Genomic DNA, 17,877 nt, shown 5'->3' on the forward strand with positions numbered 1-17,877 from the left:
GATGAAAAATCCAACCGATACTCAGCTATGGCAGCATGGCGCCGATCTGGTCGTGGCGCAGCTGGAAGCTCAGGGCGTGAAGCAGGTCTTTGGTATTCCGGGCGCCAAAATCGATAAGGTCTTTGATTCGCTGGTGGACTCCACTATCCAGACCATCCCGGTGCGCCATGAAGCCAATGCTGCCTTTATGGCGGCGGCGGTAGGACGGCTGACCGGCAACGCGGGCGTGGCGCTGGTCACCTCCGGCCCCGGTTGCTCGAACCTGATCACCGGTATGGCCACCGCCACCAGTGAAGGCGATCCGGTGGTGGCGCTGGGCGGCGCGGTGAAGCGCGCGGACAGTGCAAAACAGGTGCATCAGAGCATGGACACCGTTGCCATGTTTCGTCCGGTCACCAAATATGCCGTTGAAGTCACCGATGCCAATGCCCTGTCTGAAGTGATCTCCAACGCCTTCCGCCAGGCTGAACACGGCAGAGGCGGCGGTGCCTTTGTCAGCCTGCCGCAGGATATTGTCGATCAACCGGCCCGGGGCAATCTGCTGAGCAGCAAAGGTCAGGTGTTGCTGGGCGCCGCGCCGGATGTGGCGATTGAGGCGGTTGCCGCACAGATTGCGCAGGCCAAAAACCCGGTTCTGCTGCTGGGACTGATGGCCAGCCAGCCGGAAAACAGCGATGCGCTACACCGCCTGCTGGAGCGCAGCCATATTCCCGTCACCAGCACCTATCAGGCGGCTGGGGCCGTCCGTCAGGGACACTTTTCACGCTTTGCTGGCCGGGTAGGCTTGTTTAACAATCAGGCGGGCGATCGTCTGTTACGTCAGGCTGACCTGATTATCACCATCGGCTACAGCCCGGTGGAATATGAGCCGGCCATGTGGAACAGCGGGACGGCCACGCTGGTGCATATCGATGTGTTGCCTGCGGAAGCGGATAACTGCTATTTGCCGGATGCTGAGCTGGTGGGCGATATCGCCGCAACGCTCGACAAACTCGCCGCGCGCATTGCCTCGCCTTTGCAGCTCAGCTCACAGGCCGCATCGATTCTGCACGATCGCCAGCAACAGCGGGAGCTGTTGACATTGCAGGGCCAGAATCTGAATCAGTTTGCCTTGCATCCGCTGCGCATCGTGCGGGCGATGCAGGACATCATTAACAGTGACGTCACCCTGACGGTGGATATGGGAAGCTTCCATATCTGGATTGCCCGCTATCTTTACAGCTTCCGGGCGCGTCAGATTATGATCTCCAACGGGCAACAGACGATGGGCGTGGCGCTGCCGTGGGCCATTGGCGCCTGGCTGGTCGACCCGAGCCGTAAAGTGGTGTCGGTCTCCGGCGATGGCGGATTCCTGCAGTCCAGTATGGAGCTGGAAACTGCCGTCAGGCTCAAAGCCAATATTCTGCACATCATCTGGGTGGATGAGGAATACAACATGGTGGCGATGCAGGAACAGAAGAAATATCAGCGGGTGTCGGGGGTTAAATTCGGCCCGGTCGATTTCAAAGCCTATGCCGAAGCCTTCGGCGCTGCCGGATTTGCGGTAGACAGCGCAGAAGCGTTAGAGCCAACGCTGCGTAAAGCCATGGATGTGCAGGGACCTGCAGTGGTCGCGGTGCCGGTCGATTATGCCGACAATCATTTGCTGATGGGCCAGCTCCATTTAAGCCAGATCCTCTAACCTCCAGCCACGATCCCAGCCTTAAGCCAAACCCGAGGCAGGCAACAGCGAAACGTTTCGATGGCGATCACAATTTCGCGATTTGGCGGTTGTTTTCGCCCCTGCCTCTCTTAAACTCCGGATCAGCGAAACGTTTCGCTCTGGAGTGAAAGATGAAAAAAGGCACCTTACTGAATTCTGATATTTCGTCCGTGGTTTCCCGCCTCGGGCATACCGACAGTCTGACCATCGGCGATGCGGGCTTGCCAATTCCGGCCGGTCCTCAGCGTATCGATCTGGCGCTGACCCACGGTATTCCCAGCTTTCTGCAGGTGGTTCACACCGTGACCGAAGAGATGCAGGTAGAAAGTGCCATCATCGCGGAAGAGATCAAATCTCATAATCCCAAGCTTCACAGCGACCTGTTAGCCCTGCTCGACTTGCTGCAACAACATCAGGGAAACACCATCTCGATCCAGTACGTCACTCATCACCAGTTAAAACAGCAAACCCAGCGTAGTCAGGCCGTGATCCGCAGTGGGGAATGTTCCCCCTACGCGAATATCATCCTGACCGCTGGCGTGACCTTCTGAGGCCATGATGCAACCTTTACTGCAACTGCAAGGTATTGATAAATCCTTTCCCGGCGTGAAGGCGCTTTCCGGCGCGGCACTCTCGGTCTATCCGGGCAGAGTGATGGCGCTGGTCGGCGAAAATGGTGCCGGTAAATCCACCATGATGAAGGTGATGACCGGGATCTATCCGCGTGATGCGGGCCGCATCACCTGGCTGGGCAATGACGTCTCCTTCAACGGGCCAAAAGCGTCACAGGAAGCCGGCATTGGCATCATTCATCAGGAGCTGAACCTGATCCCACAGCTGAGCATTGCGGAAAACATCTTCCTCGGCCGTGAGTTTGTTAATGCGTTTGGCCGCATCCAGTGGAAGAAAATGCACGCCGAAGCCGACGTGCTGCTGAAAAAACTCAATCTGCGTTTTAGCAGCCACAGGCTGGTGGGCGATCTGTCGATCGGCGACCAGCAAATGGTCGAGATTGCTAAAGTGCTGAGTTATGAGTCGAAAGTGATCGTGATGGACGAACCCACCGATGCACTGACCGATACCGAAACCGCGTCGCTGTTCCGCGTGATCCGCGAGCTGAAGGCGCAGGGATGCGGCATTGTCTATATCTCGCACCGCATGAAGGAAATCTTCGAAATCTGCGATGACGTGACCATTTTCCGCGACGGACAGTTTATTGCCGAGCGGGCCGTGGAAAGCCTGGAAGAAGATTCGCTGATTGAAATGATGGTTGGCCGCAAGCTGGAAGAGCAATACCCGCGGCTGGATAAAGCGCCTGGTGAGGTTCGCCTCAAGGTGGAACATCTTACCGGGCCGGGCGTTGACGATATCAGCTTCACCCTGCGCAAAGGTGAAATTCTGGGTGTTGCCGGGCTGATGGGCGCGGGCCGTACCGAATTAATGAAGGTGTTATACGGCGCGATGCCGCGCAGCAGTGGCAGCGTGCAGCTCGACGGCAAAAACGTCACCACGCGTTCGCCTGAAGAAGGGCTGAAAAACGGCATCGTCTATATCTCTGAAGACCGTAAACGCGATGGACTGGTGCTGGGCATGTCGGTGAAAGAGAACATGTCTTTGACCGCGCTGGATTACTTCAGCCACAAAGGCGGACGCCTGAAGCACGCTGAAGAGCAGATGGCGGTTGGCGATTTTATTCAGCTTTTCAATGTGAAAACCCCGTCAATGGACCAGCCAATTGGGCTGCTGTCTGGCGGTAATCAACAGAAAGTCGCCATCGCTCGCGGGCTGATGACCCGACCAAAAGTGTTGATCCTCGATGAGCCGACGCGCGGCGTCGATGTCGGGGCGAAGAAAGAAATTTATCAGTTAATCAATCAGTTCAAAGAAGAAGGGCTGAGCATCATCCTCGTCTCCTCTGAGATGCCTGAAGTGCTGGGTATGAGCGATCGCGTGCTGGTGATGCACGAAGGCCGCCTGAGCGGTGACTTCCCCATTGAACAAGCCACGCAGGAAGTCTTAATGGCGGCGGCGGTAGGCAAGCAACATAGCGTGGAGCTAGCAAAACTATGAGTACCCAAACCCTTCGTGCCAACCGCATCTTCAGCAAAAGCTGGCTGCTGGAGCAAAAATCGCTGATCGCCCTGATCGTGCTGATCGCCATTGTGTCGAGCCTCAGCCCGAACTTCTTCACCGTCAATAACCTGTTCAACATCCTGCAGCAAACGTCGGTCAACGCCATTATGGCGGTGGGCATGACGCTGGTGATCCTGACCTCGGGCATCGATCTTTCCGTGGGTTCATTGCTGGCATTGACCGGCGCGGTGGGCGCTTCGCTGGTGGGCCTGGAAGTCAATGCACTGGTCGCCGTGGCGGGATCGCTGGCATTGGGCGCGGCGATTGGCGCGCTGACCGGCACGATTGTCGCCAAGGGCAAGGTTCAGGCCTTTATCGCCACGCTGGTGATGATGCTGCTGTTGCGCGGCGTGACCATGGTTTATACCAACGGTAGCCCGGTGAACACCGGCTTTAATGACAATGCCGATCTGTTTGGCTGGTTCGGCATCGGCCGCCCGCTGGGCATCCCAACGCCGGTGTGGCTTATGGCCATCGTCTTCTTCGCGGCCTGGTACATGCTGCATCACACGCGTCTGGGCCGTTATATCTATGCGCTGGGCGGCAACGAAGCGGCGACCCGTTTATCCGGCATCAGCGTTAGCCGCGTTAAAATCATCGTTTATGCCCTGTGCGGCATGCTGGCCGCGCTGGCAGGCACGATTGAAGTGGCGCGTCTCTCTTCGGCTCAGCCAACGGCGGGAACCGGCTATGAGCTGGATGCTATCGCGGCCGTGGTGCTCGGCGGTACCAGCCTGGCAGGCGGTAAAGGACGCATTATGGGAACCTTGATCGGTGCGCTGATCCTCGGCTTCCTGAATAACGGCCTCAACCTGCTCGGTGTTTCTTCTTACTACCAAATGATCGTCAAAGCTGTGGTGATACTGCTGGCGGTGCTGGTAGATAACAAAAGCAGTAAATAACTCTCCCCTACAGGAATTTATGATGAAAATGAAACTGACTGCACTTGCTGTTCTGCTCGGCGTAACCGTCAGCGCAAACGCGCTGGCAAAAGACACCATCGCGCTGGTGGTTTCCACACTGAATAACCCGTTCTTCGTCTCCTTAAAAGATGGCGCACAGAAAGAAGCGGATAAGCTGGGCTACAACCTGGTGGTGCTGGATTCACAGAACAACCCGGCGAAAGAGCTGGCTAACGTGCAGGACCTGACCGTTCGCGGCACCAAACTGCTGCTGATCAACCCAACCGATTCAGACGCGGTGGGCAATGCCGTGAAGATGGCGAACCAGGCGAATATCCCGGTGATCACCCTCGACCGCGTGGCTTCCCAGGGCAAAGTGGTGAGCCACGTCGCCTCGGATAACCGTTTCGGCGGTAAAATGGCCGGTGACTACCTTGCCAAAAAACTGGGCGATAACGCCAAAATCATCGAGCTGGCCGGTATTGCCGGTACCTCGGCTGCCCGTGAACGTGGCGAAGGCTTCAAAACCGCGGCCGATGCGCACCACTTCCAGATCCTTGCCAGCCAGCCCGCTGATTTCGACCGTACTAAAGGCCTGAACGTGATGCAAAACCTGCTGACCGCGCATCCTGATGTGCAGGCCGTGTTCGCGCAGAATGATGAAATGGCGCTGGGCGCGATGCGTGCATTGCAAACCGCAGGCAAATCTGATGTTCTGGTGGTTGGCTTCGACGGCACCGCCGATGGCGTGAAGGCGGTTGAAGGTGGCAAGCTGGCCGCGACCGTGGCGCAGCAGCCAGAGCAGATCGGCGTTATCGGCGTGGATACCGCTGATAAAGTGCTGAAGGGCCAGAAGGTTCAGGCAATCAACCCGGTTGATCTGAAACTGGTCACTAAATAATTCAGCACGACACGCGCCACCTCCTGCAGGTGGCGCCTTTTTCTGGACGACACCCTGATGAAAACACCCGGTAAGCTGGCTGTCCTTGGCAGCATCAACGCAGATCACATCCTTAACCTGAACACCTTTCCTCGTCCCGGTGAAACGGTGATCGGCAAGCATTATCAAATCGCTTTCGGCGGCAAAGGGGCCAATCAGGCGGTCGCGGCCGGACGCAGCGGCGCTGACATCGCGTTTATCGCCTGTGTGGGTGAAGACGATATTGGTCAGCGTATTCGCGAGCAGCTGAATAAAGACAACATTGATGTTTCCCCTGTCGAAGTGATTGCGGGTGACTCCACCGGCGTGGCGCTGATTTTCGTCAATGCCGAAGGCGAAAACAGTATCGCCATCCATTCGGGTGCCAACGCGGCGTTGACGCCAGCCATTGTCATCAAGCACCAAAAAACGATCGCTGAGGCTGGCGCGTTACTGATGCAGCTTGAGTCTCCGCTTGATAGCGTGCTGGCGGCCGCCAAAATCGCCCATCAGCATCAGACCAAAGTGATCCTCAATCCCGCGCCTGCCACGCCGCTGTCCGATGAGCTGCTGGCGCTGGTGGATATGATCACCCCCAATGAAACCGAAGCCGAGATCCTGACGGGCGTCCATATCGACAGCGATGAGGATGCAGCCCGTGCGGCGGCGGTTCTGCATGATAAAGGTATCCACAGCGTGCTGATTACGCTGGGCAGTCGCGGCGTGTGGCTCAGTGAGCAGGGCGACGGGCAGCGCATTGCCGGCTTTAAGGGGGATGCGGTCGATACCATCGCCGCAGGCGATACCTTTAACGGCGCGTTGATTACCGCCTTACTGGACGAACAGCCGATGGCGCAGGCCGTGCGCTTTGCCCACGCCGCGGCCGCGATTTCAGTCACGCGATCCGGTGCGCAGCCTTCGGTGCCCTGGCGTCACGAGACCGACAGCTTCTTGCAGCAGCAGGGGTAGCACTTGGCCACCATGAAAGATGTCGCACGGCTGGCGGGCGTTTCAACGTCCACCGTTTCCCATGTGATCAACAACAACCGCTTTGTCAGTGACGCGGTGCGGGAAAAAGTGACCACGGCGATTTCGCAACTTAACTATGCGCCATCCGCCCTGGCACGAAGCCTGAAGCTTAACCAGACCCGCACCATCGGGATGCTGCTGACCGCCAGCAGCAACCCGTTCTATTCGGAAGTGGTGCGTGGCGTCGAAAGAAGCTGTTATGAGCGCGGCTACAGTCTGGTGCTGTGCAATACCGATGGCGATGAAAACCGCATGAACCGCAGTCTGGAGACGCTGTTGCAAAAGCGTGTCGACGGGCTGTTAATCATGTGTACCGAAAGCCATATTCCGTCGGTTGAGATCCTGACGCGCTATCCTTCTATCCCTTCCGTGATGATGGACTGGTCCCCTTTTGACGGTGGCAGCGACATTATTCAGGATAACTCGCTGCTGGGCGGCGAAATGGCCACCCGGCATCTTATCTCCCGGGGGTATACGCGTATTGCCTGTATCGCCGGACCACAGGATAAAACGCCGGCCCGTTTACGCCTTGAGGGATTTCATCAGGCGATGAAACAGGCGGGTTTACCGGTGCTGCCTGGCTATATCGTCGCTGGCGATCTGGAGTTTGAGGGCGGCTACAATGCGATGAACCAACTGCTGGCGCTCAACCCGCTGCCGCAGGCGGTGTTTACCAGCAACGATGCGATGGCGGTTGGGGTTTATCATGCGTTGTATCAGGCAGGACTGTCGGTGCCGCAGGACATTGCGGTGATCGGCTATGACGATATCGAGCTGGCCCGCTATATGACCCCGCCGCTGACCACCATCCATCAGCCGAAAGATGAACTGGGTGAGTTGGCCATTGATACGTTGCTGCATCGTCTGGCCGAGCCCGGTGGCAGCCAGCAACTGCTGGTGCTGACACCGGAACTGGTCGAGCGTGGATCCGTCGGGGAGCGTTAAGCGGCTTTCTTCTTTTTCTCCCGGTTGCTGATCAGATGCCTTCCGTCGCCGGGTTTCAACATCAAAAACACCGATCCTGAGATCACCGTGACCACACCCATCGTCAGGAACGTGGCATGGAAGTGCTGAACGGTGGTGCCATCAAAGTTTTCATAGAATCGCAGCACGGCGGCACTGACCGCCACCCCGAAGCTGATCGCCAGCTGTTGGGTCACGGCCAGCATGCTGTTGCCGCTGCTGGCGTTGGCATCATTAAGATCCGCCAGTGTGATGGTGTTCATGGCGGTGAACTGTGTCGACATCCCCATCCCCAGAACAAACAGCGGCAGCAGGAGCACCAGCAGGCTCATCCCCGGCGTTTGTAAGGCGAAGCTGGCAACCAGCACGCCGATGATCACGCTAATCCATACCAGGGTTTTACGGTAGCCAAACCAGCGCAGCACCTGCGTCACCATCGACTTGGCCATAATCGAACCTAACGCGGTCGGTGCCATCATGCAGCCTGCCAGGATCGCCGAGTAACCAAAGCCAACCTGCAGCATCAACGGCATCAGGAAAGGAATGCATCCCGTCCCGAGGCGTGCGGCGATATTGCCCAGTATGCCTACCGAGAAAGTGCGGGTTTTAAACATCGGCAACGGGATGAGCGGCGTAGGGTGGCGTCTTGCGTGCACTATATAGAGAAGAAGTAACAGAACGCCGCCCAGCGTGACCGCCAGTGCAATGCTGGTGGCAACGATCTTCTCGCCAAACAGCTCTATTCCGCTCGAAAGCAGCACCAGCCCAATCCCGAACAGCAAAAAGCCCAGGAAATCGAAGCGGCGGCGTGGCGTGGTGAAGTCCGGCATATATTTGCGGGCATAGATGATGCCGGCAATCCCCATCGGGATATTAATCAGGAAGATCCAGTGCCAGGTAGCATAGGTCACCAGCACGCCACCCAGCATCGGCCCCAGTACCGGGCCAATCAGTCCGGGCATGGTGACGAAATTGAGTACCGGCAGCAGTTCGCTCCGTGGGTAAGCCCTTAACAGGGCAAGGCGTGCAACCGGCATCATCATCGCGCCGCCGACACCCTGCACCACCCTGAAAGCAACCAGTGAGGTTAGCGACCCCGAGAGTGCGCAGGCGAGAGAGCCGAGGGTAAACAGTGAGACAGCGACGATAAAGACTTTGCGGGTGCCGTAGCGATCGGCCAGCCAGCCGCTGACGGGAATAAGCAGGGCAACCGTTAAGGTGTAGCTGATGACGGCGGACTGCATCGCCAGCGGAGAGCGGTTAAGACTTTGGGCGATTGCAGGGAGGGCGGTGTTCAGTATCGTGGCATCCAGCGCCTGCATAAAGAAGGCCATGGCGGCGATCCACGGAAGTCCGGACATACTGCGCGCGGATTTTATCATTTAGCATCCTTTTTAATGTTCAATGCTGGCAGGGCAAACCTGCAATGCATAAAGAATAGCATCAGCTGACCTGGTTACAGGAAGGGCAAAAGGGCTTTTAAAGGCCATTTAGCTGCTAAAAACAGCGTAAGACGGGTGTTTTTTCACCTTTTGATGAAAAAAGAGGCGGTCAGATCTTTTTTGTTGAGAAACACTTGCGGCCTTCCAGGAATTCCCTATAATGCGCCTCCACTGACACGGAACAACGACTTACGAGTCACCGGGTCAGAGATTCAGGAAGCTGAATCGCCGGAGAAAAACTTCCCAAAAAGAAGTTGACTCTGAAGGAGGAAAGCGTAATATACGCCACCTCGCAGTAAGGCGCTAAGGCACTTACCGCAACGCTCTTTAACAATTTATCAGACAATCTGTGTGGGCACTCGCAGGATTGATATCAGCGCCGCAAGGCGCAAAAAAATATCAAGCCTTGAGAGTGAACACATAATGAAATTCATTATGACGTTTTACACTTGAGCACCGCTGAACTTGTTTCAGCAAATCGAACTTTTAATTGAAGAGTTTGATCATGGCTCAGATTGAACGCTGGCGGCAGGCCTAACACATGCAAGTCGAACGGTAGCACAGAGAGCTTGCTCTCGGGTGACGAGTGGCGGACGGGTGAGTAATGTCTGGGAAACTGCCTGATGGAGGGGGATAACTACTGGAAACGGTAGCTAATACCGCATAACGTCTTCGGACCAAAGTGGGGGACCTTCGGGCCTCACACCATCGGATGTGCCCAGATGGGATTAGCTAGTAGGTGGGGTAATGGCTCACCTAGGCGACGATCCCTAGCTGGTCTGAGAGGATGACCAGCCACACTGGAACTGAGACACGGTCCAGACTCCTACGGGAGGCAGCAGTGGGGAATATTGCACAATGGGCGCAAGCCTGATGCAGCCATGCCGCGTGTATGAAGAAGGCCTTCGGGTTGTAAAGTACTTTCAGCGGGGAGGAAGGCGATAAGGTTAATAACCTTATCGATTGACGTTACCCGCAGAAGAAGCACCGGCTAACTCCGTGCCAGCAGCCGCGGTAATACGGAGGGTGCAAGCGTTAATCGGAATTACTGGGCGTAAAGCGCACGCAGGCGGTCTGTCAAGTCAGATGTGAAATCCCCGGGCTTAACCTGGGAACTGCATTTGAAACTGGCAGGCTAGAGTCTTGTAGAGGGGGGTAGAATTCCAGGTGTAGCGGTGAAATGCGTAGAGATCTGGAGGAATACCGGTGGCGAAGGCGGCCCCCTGGACAAAGACTGACGCTCAGGTGCGAAAGCGTGGGGAGCAAACAGGATTAGATACCCTGGTAGTCCACGCCGTAAACGATGTCGACTTGGAGGTTGTGCCCTTGAGGCGTGGCTTCCGGAGCTAACGCGTTAAGTCGACCGCCTGGGGAGTACGGCCGCAAGGTTAAAACTCAAATGAATTGACGGGGGCCCGCACAAGCGGTGGAGCATGTGGTTTAATTCGATGCAACGCGAAGAACCTTACCTGGCCTTGACATCCACGGAATTCGGCAGAGATGCCTTAGTGCCTTCGGGAACCGTGAGACAGGTGCTGCATGGCTGTCGTCAGCTCGTGTTGTGAAATGTTGGGTTAAGTCCCGCAACGAGCGCAACCCTTATCCTTTGTTGCCAGCGAGTAATGTCGGGAACTCAAAGGAGACTGCCGGTGACAAACCGGAGGAAGGTGGGGATGACGTCAAGTCATCATGGCCCTTACGGCCAGGGCTACACACGTGCTACAATGGCGCATACAAAGAGAAGCGAACTCGCGAGAGCAAGCGGACCTCACAAAGTGCGTCGTAGTCCGGATCGGAGTCTGCAACTCGACTCCGTGAAGTCGGAATCGCTAGTAATCGTAGATCAGAATGCTACGGTGAATACGTTCCCGGGCCTTGTACACACCGCCCGTCACACCATGGGAGTGGGTTGCAAAAGAAGTAGGTAGCTTAACCTTCGGGAGGGCGCTTACCACTTTGTGATTCATGACTGGGGTGAAGTCGTAACAAGGTAACCGTAGGGGAACCTGCGGTTGGATCACCTCCTTACCTGAAGATACTTTCCCGCGTAGTGTCCACAACAGATTGTCTGATAGAAAACGTAATGAGCAACAGTAACAGAGTCCCCATCGTCTAGAGGCCCAGGACACTGCCCTTTCACGGCTGTAACAGGGGTTCGAATCCCCTTGGGGACGCCATCTCCTGATAATGAGTGAAAGACATTATCAACCCGTATCTCAAAACTGATTCTCTCCGCAAGGACGAGTCACGTTTGAGATATTTGCTCTTTAACAATCCGGAACAAGCTGAAAATTGAAACGACATGTCGTTTTCATTCTCCGTAATAAGAATGAAATTAACGATATGTTCGAGTCTCTCAAATGCTTACAACAGCAATGTGTCTTTCGGGACGCTTGTGGGTTGTGAGGTTAAGTGACTAAGCGTACACGGTGGATGCCTAGGCAGTCAGAGGCGATGAAGGGCGTGCTAATCTGCGATAAGCGTCGGTAAGGTGATATGAACCGTAATAACCGACGATACCCGAATGGGGAAACCCGGTGCACTTTGGTGCATCATTGCAACATGAATACATAGTGTTGCAAGGCGAACCTGGGGAACTGAAACATCTAAGTACCCAGAGGAAAAGAAATCAACCGAGATTCCCCCAGTAGCGGCGAGCGAACGGGGAACAGCCCAGAACCTGAATCAGTTTGTGCATTAGTGGAAGCGTCTGGAAAGTCGCAGGGTACAGGGTGATACTCCCGTACACAAAAATGCACTTATTGTGAGTTCGATGAGTAGGGCGGGACACGTGACATCCTGTCTGAATATGGGGGGACCATCCTCCAAGGCTAAATACTCCTGACTGACCGATAGTGAACCAGTACCGTGAGGGAAAGGCGAAAAGAACCCCGGCGAGGGGAGTGAAACAGAACCTGAAACCGTGTACGTACAAGCAGTGGGAGCACCTTCGTGGTGTGACTGCGTACCTTTTGTATAATGGGTCAGCGACTTATATTCTGTAGCAAGGTTAACCGTATAGGGGAGCCGAAGGGAAACCGAGTCTTAACTGGGCGTTAAGTTGCAGGGTATAGACCCGAAACCCGGTGATCTAGCCATGGGCAGGTTGAAGGTTGGGTAACACTAACTGGAGGACCGAACCGACTAATGTTGAAAAATTAGCGGATGACTTGTGGCTGGGGGTGAAAGGCCAATCAAACCGGGAGATAGCTGGTTCTCCCCGAAAGCTATTTAGGTAGCGCCTCGTGAACTCATCTTCGGGGGTAGAGCACTGTTTCGGCTAGGGGGCCATCCCGGCTTACCAACCCGATGCAAACTGCGAATACCGAAGAATGTTATCACGGGAGACACACGGCGGGTGCTAACGTCCGTCGTGAAGAGGGAAACAACCCAGACCGCCAGCTAAGGTCCCAAAGTCATGGTTAAGTGGGAAACGATGTGGGAAGGCACAGACAGCCAGGATGTTGGCTTAGAAGCAGCCATCATTTAAAGAAAGCGTAATAGCTCACTGGTCGAGTCGGCCTGCGCGGAAGATGTAACGGGGCTAAACCATGCACCGAAGCTGCGGCAGCGACGCTTATGCGTTGTTGGGTAGGGGAGCGTTCTGTAAGCCGTCGAAGGTGGACTGTGAGGTCTGCTGGAGGTATCAGAAGTGCGAATGCTGACATAAGTAACGATAAAGCGGGTGAAAAGCCCGCTCGCCGGAAGACCAAGGGTTCCTGTCCAACGTTAATCGGGGCAGGGTGAGTCGACCCCTAAGGCGAGGCCGAAAGGCGTAGTCGATGGGAAACAGGTTAATATTCCTGTACTCGGTGTTACTGCGAAGGGGGGACGGAGAAGGCTATGTTAGCCGGGCGACGGTTGTCCCGGTTTAAGCATGTAGGCGGAGAGTTTAGGTAAATCCGGACTCTTTTTAACGCTGAGGTGTGATGACGAGGCACTACGGTGCTGAAGTAACAAATGCCCTGCTTCCAGGAAAAGCCTCTAAGCATCAGGTAACACGGAATCGTACCCCAAACCGACACAGGTGGTCAGGTAGAGAATACCAAGGCGCTTGAGAGAACTCGGGTGAAGGAACTAGGCAAAATGGTGCCGTAACTTCGGGAGAAGGCACGCTGGCGCGTAGGTGAAGGGACTTGCTCCCGGAGCTGAAGCCAGTCGAAGATACCAGCTGGCTGCAACTGTTTATTAAAAACACAGCACTGTGCAAACACGAAAGTGGACGTATACGGTGTGACGCCTGCCCGGTGCCGGAAGGTTAATTGATGGGGTTATCCGCAAGGAGAAGCTCTTGATCGAAGCCCCGGTAAACGGCGGCCGTAACTATAACGGTCCTAAGGTAGCGAAATTCCTTGTCGGGTAAGTTCCGACCTGCACGAATGGCGTAATGATGGCCAGGCTGTCTCCACCCGAGACTCAGTGAAATTGAACTCGCTGTGAAGATGCAGTGTACCCGCGGCAAGACGGAAAGACCCCGTGAACCTTTACTATAGCTTGACACTGAATATTGAACCTTGATGTGTAGGATAGGTGGGAGGCTTTGAAGCGTGGACGCCAGTCTGCGTGGAGCCAACCTTGAAATACCACCCTTTAACGTTTGATGTTCTAACCTGGCGCCGTGATCCGGCGTGGGGACAGTGTCTGGTGGGTAGTTTGACTGGGGCGGTCTCCTCCTAAAGAGTAACGGAGGAGCACGAAGGTTAGCTAATCACGGTCGGACATCGTGAGGTTAGTGCAATGGCATAAGCTAGCTTGACTGCGAGAGTGACGGCTCGAGCAGGTGCGAAAGCAGGTCATAGTGATCCGGTGGTTCTGAATGGAAGGGCCATCGCTCAACGGATAAAAGGTACTCCGGGGATAACAGGCTGATACCGCCCAAGAGTTCATATCGACGGCGGTGTTTGGCACCTCGATGTCGGCTCATCACATCCTGGGGCTGAAGTAGGTCCCAAGGGTACGGCTGTTCGCCGTTTAAAGTGGTACGCGAGCTGGGTTTAGAACGTCGTGAGACAGTTCGGTCCCTATCTGCCGTGGGCGCTGGAAGATTGAGAGGGGTTGCTCCTAGTACGAGAGGACCGGAGTGAACGCACCACTGGTGTTCGGGTTGTCATGCCAATGGCATTGCCCGGTAGCTAAGTGCGGAAAAGATAAGCGCTGAAAGCATCTAAGCGCGAAACTTGCCTCGAGATGAATCTTCCCTGGGCCTTTAAGGCCCCTGAAGGGACGTTGAAGACTACGACGTTGATAGGCCGGGTGTGTAAGCGCAGCGATGCGTTGAGCTAACCGGTACTAATGACCCGTGAGGCTTAACCTTACAACACCAGAAGCGTTCTGGTGGTGTCTGAGAGACACGAACAGATATTTTCAGCTTGAACCGGATAAATTTGCGCGGCCTTATGGCGGCGTGAATAACAGAATTTGCCTGGCGGCTTTAGCGCGGTGGTCCCACCTGACCCCATGCCGAACTCAGAAGTGAAACGCCGTAGCGCCGATGGTAGTGTGGGGTCTCCCCATGCGAGAGTAGGGAACTGCCAGGCATCAATTAAGCAGACAAGCCTCATGCGAAAGCATGGGGCTTTTTTGTGTGCGTAAAAAGCAAAAACCCACAGCAGACCCGCCTCAAAACAGCTCCTGAACCCCCCAAAATACCCAAAAACCAGACAAAAAAAGACGCCGTGCTGCCGCACGACGCCTCTAAATTCCGCTAAATTCAGCGCTTACCCTGAAATGAAGCGAGATCTTCAGGCGTATTAAGATTAATAAACGCCTGCTGGTTGTCGAAATTAACCGCTGAACCGCCCACTTCTGTCAGGAAAACCATCAATTTGCGGTCGCCACGCTGCAAATATTCTTCCAGCTGAGGCGCCAGACTCCGGTGAACTAACGCCAGTGTGGGATGATCGCGTTCACCACATCTCACCCAGGCTGCTTTTGCCCCGGCATTTTTTACCTGCCAAAGCTGACTGACCAGATTTGTTGGAAGGAAGGGCGTATCACAGGAGGCAAAAACGGCCCAATCGGTGTTGATTCGCTGCAAAGCGGCCAACATGCCTGCCAGCGGACCAGCAAATCCGGTAAAAGTATCGGCAAAAACCTCGCAACCACTTTCCAGGTAGCGCTGATGATGACGATTGGCACTGATACAGACCTCCGCAACCTGCGGCTGCAGGATCGCCAGCACATGCTGATACAGCGGCTTGCCATTCAGCATCACCAACCCTTTATCCTCGCCCTGCATCCTGGAACCTCTCCCTCCGGCCAGAATCACGCCGCTGACATTCTCTACTCTATACTTCACTGGTTGAGTCATGCGCCACAATACCCCTCTTTTCATGTGGGATTAAAGCTGGTAACCTGGCGTCCTCTGTCGACCTTAAGGAACCCTGTCATGAAATGCCACCGTCTTAATGAACTGATTTCTCTTCTTCAGCCTGAATGGCAGAAAGAACCCGACCTTAATCTGATGCAATTTTTGCAGAAACTGGCGTCTGAGTCAGGTTTTAGCGGCCCAATAGGCGATCTGACAGACGATATTCTGATCTATCACCTGAAAATGCGCGGTACCGATAAAGATGAGCAGATCCCAGGTCTGAAAAAAGATTATGAAGAGGATTTTAAGACCGCGCTGCTGCGTGCCAGAGGAGTCATTAAAGATTAATTCCCCGCAGTCTCCCGTAGCCTGCTGCGTTTAATGGTATTCTTAACGGCTAATTCACGCCATGAGCATCCCGGATGAAAGAACCCGCGTTTAACTTTCAACATCTTGATCCCGATACCATCCTTGATGCGCTCTGGGAGACCGGGATCCGTGTGGAATCAGGGCTGACTGCCCTGAACAGCTATGAAAACCGGGTCTATCAGTTCTCAGATGAAGACAAAACCCGCTATGTGGTGAAGTTTTATCGCCCACAACGTTGGTCACAGCAGCAGATTCTGGAAGAACATCAGTTCACTGCAGAACTGTTTGCTGATGAGGTTCCGGTCGCAGCGCCGCTGCAATTACAGGGAAAAACCCTTCATCAGCATAATGGTTACCTGTACACCGTATTCCCAAGCCTGGGTGGTCGTCAGTATGAAACGGACAATTATGACCATCTGGAATGGGTAGGACGCTTCCTTGGTCGTATCCATCAGACGGGCCGCAAAAGCACCTTTGCTGTTCGTCCTACCCTGGGGCTGGACGAATACATCAACGAACCGCTTCAGGTCTTTGAAGCCAGTACGTTAATCCCCCGTAAGTTGAAGGAGCCGTTATTGGCCAGCGTGCGGCTGATAGGCACAACTTTACAAAAATACTGGCATACTCAGTGGCAGCCTTTACGCCTGCATGGTGACTGCCATCCGGGCAATATCCTCTGGCGTGATGGCCCGTTCTTTGTTGACCTCGATGATGCCCGCAATGGCCCCGCCGTGCAGGATTTATGGATGTTAATTAACGGGGATCAACAGGAACAACGCCTGCAGTGGGATATTCTGTTAGAGGCTTACAGTGAATTCTGCGAGTTCGATACACACGAATTGTCACTTATTGAACCTTTACGCGCTATGCGGATGGTTTATTATCTGGCGTGGGTTGTTCGCCGCTGGCAAGACCCTGCATTTCCTGCAAGTTTTCCATGGATGACGGATGAAGATTTCTGGCGCAGGCAGATTTCACTATTTAACGAGCAGGCAAGGTTGTTGCAGGAGCCCCCGCTACAGCTGACGCCCGCATTCTAAGGCTGACCGTCTTTTCCGGTTTGCCCCATTTGCTGTTAGGAGAGAGTTTCACGATGAAAAAGATTTGGTTTGCGCTGGTTGGTCTGGTTTTGGCCTTCAGTGCGTCAGCAGCCCAGTTTACGGATGGCCAGCAATACGTGACGATGCAAAAACCCGTCGCTGGCGAACCTCAGGTTCTCGAGTTCTTCTCTTTCTTCTGCCCTCACTGCTATGAGTTTGAACACGTCTGGCATGTTAGCGATGCAGTGAAGAAAGCCCTGCCTGCTGACACCAAAGTGACCAAATATCACGTCGAGTTCCTGGGTGGCGAGATGGGTAAAACCGTGACTCAGGCCTGGGCTGTTGCAATGGCTCTGGGCGTGGAAGATAAAGTTACCGCGCCAATCTTTGATGGCATCCAGAAAACACAGACCATCACTGATGCAGCGAGCCTGAAAGATGTCTTCGTCAAAGCGGCAGGTATTACGCCCGAAGCTTATGACGGCGCCTGGAACAGCTTCGTCGTGAAATCTCTGGTAGCCCAGCAGGAAAAAGCGGCAGCCGATGTACAGCTGCAGGGCGTTCCGGCGATGTTTGTTAACGGCAAATATATGGTTAACAACGGTGGCCTGGATACCAGCTCAATGGACAACTATGTTCAGCAATATGCCAACGTAGTGAAGTTCCTGCTGACTCAGAAGTAATTGACGTCAGTCTGCAACGCCGGCGTAATGCCGGCGTTGTTGTTTTCAACTGCCGGCTCGGGTTTCTCCACGGAATAAACATGTTGAAAAGATCCTGATTAAAAGACAGAGATCCTGTGCGATCGGCAAAGGCAATAATTAATATCCACATATAATTCATTCCGTGAAACCTGAAGTTATTCCTGGCGAATAAATTTAACTTATTGAAAACAGGTTTTTTTTGTTTTTATGTCGGCATTTTATTCTACGTATGAAAAACCGGGATCATTTTTACGCACAAACTTATCCACAGCTTATTACTGCGTCACCTCCCGCAAAATCAACAGCCAAATGAAGTTTATCCGTCAGGTTATTTCAACTTTCGTCCTCAGCTGTGGCATCCTTA

General features: G+C 54.4%; 12 protein-coding genes, 1 tRNA gene and 3 rRNA genes. 14 read left to right on the top strand and 2 right to left on the bottom strand.

Annotated elements, in window-relative coordinates; genetic code table 11:
* Position 1 precedes the first annotated feature (1 nt).
* The 7 genes from alsS (at position 2) to rbsR (ending at position 7,630) form a co-directional block, all read left to right on the top strand.
* Positions 2-1,681: an acetolactate synthase AlsS gene (gene alsS, locus E2F51_RS07375; protein ID WP_134823128.1), complete on the top strand. Its 1,680-nt coding sequence runs from the start codon at positions 2-4 to the stop codon at positions 1,679-1,681.
* 152 nt (positions 1,682-1,833) lie between these two features.
* Entirely contained in the window at positions 1,834-2,253 is a 420-nt protein-coding gene (gene rbsD / locus E2F51_RS07380) for a D-ribose pyranase (RefSeq protein WP_013200055.1), read from the top strand.
* A 7-nt stretch (positions 2,254-2,260) separates the two neighbouring features.
* Positions 2,261-3,772 carry a ribose ABC transporter ATP-binding protein RbsA gene (gene rbsA / locus E2F51_RS07385; RefSeq protein ID WP_053141028.1) on the top strand — a complete coding sequence of 504 codons (1,512 nt, stop codon included), beginning with the start codon at positions 2,261-2,263 and terminating at the stop codon, positions 3,770-3,772.
* Positions 3,769-4,737 (top strand): ribose ABC transporter permease, encoded by a 969-nt coding sequence (rbsC, locus tag E2F51_RS07390; RefSeq protein WP_134823129.1) that lies wholly within the window; start codon positions 3,769-3,771, stop codon positions 4,735-4,737. Before rbsA ends, rbsC begins: the two co-directional genes overlap by 4 nt.
* Positions 4,738-4,759: 22 nt before the next feature.
* A complete protein-coding gene (gene rbsB / locus E2F51_RS07395) occupies positions 4,760-5,638 on the top strand; it encodes a ribose ABC transporter substrate-binding protein RbsB (RefSeq protein WP_053141027.1) in 879 nt (292 codons plus the stop codon).
* A gap of 57 nt (positions 5,639-5,695) precedes the next feature.
* A complete protein-coding gene (rbsK, locus tag E2F51_RS07400) occupies positions 5,696-6,625 on the top strand; it encodes a ribokinase (RefSeq protein ID WP_134823130.1) in 930 nt (309 codons plus the stop codon).
* A gap of 3 nt (positions 6,626-6,628) precedes the next feature.
* A complete protein-coding gene (gene rbsR / locus E2F51_RS07405; protein WP_209215495.1) occupies positions 6,629-7,630 on the top strand; it encodes a ribose operon transcriptional repressor RbsR in 1,002 nt (333 codons plus the stop codon).
* Here the strand turns inward: rbsR and mdtD are convergent.
* On the bottom strand, positions 7,627-9,030 hold the full coding sequence (mdtD, locus tag E2F51_RS07410; protein ID WP_134823131.1) for a multidrug transporter subunit MdtD: 1,404 nt from the start codon (positions 9,028-9,030) through the stop codon (positions 7,627-7,629). The two genes, rbsR and mdtD, sit on opposite strands and share 4 nt — an antisense overlap.
* Positions 9,031-9,577: 547 nt before the next feature.
* Here mdtD and E2F51_RS07415 point away from each other — a divergent pair.
* The 4 genes from E2F51_RS07415 to rrf all read left to right on the top strand — a co-directional run bounded on the left by E2F51_RS07415 (position 9,578) and on the right by rrf (position 14,627).
* Positions 9,578-11,118 (top strand): 16S ribosomal RNA (locus tag E2F51_RS07415).
* A gap of 73 nt (positions 11,119-11,191) precedes the next feature.
* A tRNA-Glu gene (locus E2F51_RS07420) sits at positions 11,192-11,267 on the top strand.
* 229 nt (positions 11,268-11,496) lie between these two features.
* Positions 11,497-14,404: ribosomal RNA gene (locus E2F51_RS07425) — 23S ribosomal RNA — on the top strand.
* A gap of 107 nt (positions 14,405-14,511) precedes the next feature.
* A 5S ribosomal RNA gene (gene rrf, locus E2F51_RS07430) occupies positions 14,512-14,627 on the top strand.
* The 16S, 23S and 5S rRNA genes sit together here with 1 tRNA gene alongside, the layout of an rRNA operon.
* A gap of 173 nt (positions 14,628-14,800) precedes the next feature.
* Here the strand turns inward: rrf and mobA are convergent.
* Positions 14,801-15,400 carry a molybdenum cofactor guanylyltransferase MobA gene (gene mobA / locus E2F51_RS07435; protein WP_134824837.1) on the bottom strand — a complete coding sequence of 200 codons (600 nt, stop codon included), beginning with the start codon at positions 15,398-15,400 and terminating at the stop codon, positions 14,801-14,803.
* A gap of 78 nt (positions 15,401-15,478) precedes the next feature.
* Between mobA and E2F51_RS07440 the strand changes: the two genes are divergently transcribed.
* The 3 genes from E2F51_RS07440 to dsbA all read left to right on the top strand — a co-directional run bounded on the left by E2F51_RS07440 (position 15,479) and on the right by dsbA (position 17,492).
* On the top strand, positions 15,479-15,748 hold the full coding sequence (locus E2F51_RS07440; protein WP_013200063.1) for a YihD family protein: 270 nt from the start codon (positions 15,479-15,481) through the stop codon (positions 15,746-15,748).
* A gap of 74 nt (positions 15,749-15,822) precedes the next feature.
* The gene (locus E2F51_RS07445) at positions 15,823-16,809 is read left to right on the top strand and encodes a serine/threonine protein kinase (RefSeq protein ID WP_106382008.1); all 987 of its coding nucleotides are present in this window, start codon (positions 15,823-15,825) and stop codon (positions 16,807-16,809) included.
* A 53-nt stretch (positions 16,810-16,862) separates the two neighbouring features.
* On the top strand, positions 16,863-17,492 hold the full coding sequence (dsbA, locus tag E2F51_RS07450; protein WP_013200065.1) for a thiol:disulfide interchange protein DsbA: 630 nt from the start codon (positions 16,863-16,865) through the stop codon (positions 17,490-17,492).
* Positions 17,493-17,877 lie beyond the last annotated feature (385 nt).

Origin of the sequence: Erwinia sp. QL-Z3 (genome assembly GCF_004551645.1) — a bacterium.
In the GTDB taxonomy this organism is placed as follows: domain Bacteria; phylum Pseudomonadota; class Gammaproteobacteria; order Enterobacterales; family Enterobacteriaceae; genus Erwinia; species Erwinia billingiae.

Coding starts and splice junctions, on each gene's coding strand:
- mdtD (WP_134823131.1), bottom strand. CDS start 9,030: ATGATAAAATCCGCGCGCAGTATGTCCGGACTTCCGTGGATCGCCGCC.
- rbsC (WP_134823129.1), top strand. CDS start 3,769: ATGAGTACCCAAACCCTTCGTGCCAACCGCATCTTCAGCAAAAGCTGG.
- rbsD (WP_013200055.1), top strand. CDS start 1,834: ATGAAAAAAGGCACCTTACTGAATTCTGATATTTCGTCCGTGGTTTCC.
- E2F51_RS07440 (WP_013200063.1), top strand. CDS start 15,479: ATGAAATGCCACCGTCTTAATGAACTGATTTCTCTTCTTCAGCCTGAA.
- alsS (WP_134823128.1), top strand. CDS start 2: ATGAAAAATCCAACCGATACTCAGCTATGGCAGCATGGCGCCGATCTG.
- dsbA (WP_013200065.1), top strand. CDS start 16,863: ATGAAAAAGATTTGGTTTGCGCTGGTTGGTCTGGTTTTGGCCTTCAGT.
- E2F51_RS07445 (WP_106382008.1), top strand. CDS start 15,823: ATGAAAGAACCCGCGTTTAACTTTCAACATCTTGATCCCGATACCATC.
- mobA (WP_134824837.1), bottom strand. CDS start 15,400: ATGACTCAACCAGTGAAGTATAGAGTAGAGAATGTCAGCGGCGTGATT.
- rbsA (WP_053141028.1), top strand. CDS start 2,261: ATGCAACCTTTACTGCAACTGCAAGGTATTGATAAATCCTTTCCCGGC.
- rbsB (WP_053141027.1), top strand. CDS start 4,760: ATGAAAATGAAACTGACTGCACTTGCTGTTCTGCTCGGCGTAACCGTC.
- rbsK (WP_134823130.1), top strand. CDS start 5,696: ATGAAAACACCCGGTAAGCTGGCTGTCCTTGGCAGCATCAACGCAGAT.